This window comes from Streptococcus sp. 3705, from assembly GCF_013277145.1.
Lineage (GTDB): Bacteria > Bacillota > Bacilli > Lactobacillales > Streptococcaceae > Streptococcus.
Genome location: NZ_VMMJ01000045.1, coordinates 1 through 996, shown reverse-complemented (window position 1 = coordinate 996; position 996 = coordinate 1). Strand labels below are relative to the sequence as shown.

Below are 996 nucleotides of genomic sequence, written 5' to 3'. Positions count from 1 at the left end.
TTTTTGCCGCTTCTAACTCTGTTGCTAGTTGAGCATATTTTTCATTATAGGCAGTAATACTATCTTGAGTTTTACCTTCTGTACTTGCTTTTGTTAGTTTTCCAGCATCTGCTTCTAATTTTGTTTTTTGCTCTTCTGTTGCTTTATCTACTAACGCTACTTTGGCTTTTTCTAACTCGTCTTTCCTAGCTTTTACTTCTGTTAATGCTTCTGCAACTTCTTCTGGTGTTACATTGGGATTTGCTATTAATCCCTCGGCTTTTGCTACTGCGGCATCCGCTGCTTGTTTAGCTGCTGTATACGCTGCTGCTGTAGAAGTTGTTTTGCCATCAGTTGCGTTTTCTACTTTCGCTAATTCTTTTAATGCATCTTTAGCTGTTGCTAAGTCGCTAGTATTCGCTTTGTCTTTTAGTAGTGCATTGGCTTTTGCTAATTCAACTTTTAATTTATCCACTTTTGCGATTGCTGATGCTGCATCTGCTTGTGTCGCATTATTTTGTTCTGCTTTTCTCACTAAATCTGCTGCTGTAGCTTTCGCTTCTGTTAAATCTGTTTGAATCGCTTCTACTGCTTTTTTGTACGCTGCAATACTTGCCGGAGTTTTTGCTGTTTCAAATGTACTTGCTGCTGCTGGTGTTAATGATACGTCTGCTTTTCGTAACTCTGATACTTGATCGTCTGTCGCTTTGTCCACTAACACTGCTTTGGCTGCTTCTAGTTTTGCTAATACTCCATCAACTGCCGCTTGCGCTTTTAATGCCTCGTGTTCACTTGCATTATCCCCAGCTTCTTTGATCGCTGTTGCTTTGTTTTTTGCCGCTTCTAACTCTGTTGCTAGTTGAGCATATTTTTCATTATAGGCAGTAATACTATCTTGAGTTTTACCTTCTGTACTTGCTTTTGTTAGTTTTCCAGCATCTGCTTCTAATTTTGTTTTTTGCTCTTCTGTTGCTTTATCTACTAATTCAGCTCTTGCTATTTTTAATTCTGCTAATT

The 996-nt window shown here is 38.5% G+C and carries 1 pseudogene; it reads right to left on the bottom strand.

The window, feature by feature from the left end:
- A pseudogene (locus tag HT714_RS09475) lies at positions 1-996 on the bottom strand (FIVAR domain-containing protein); the annotation flags it as partial.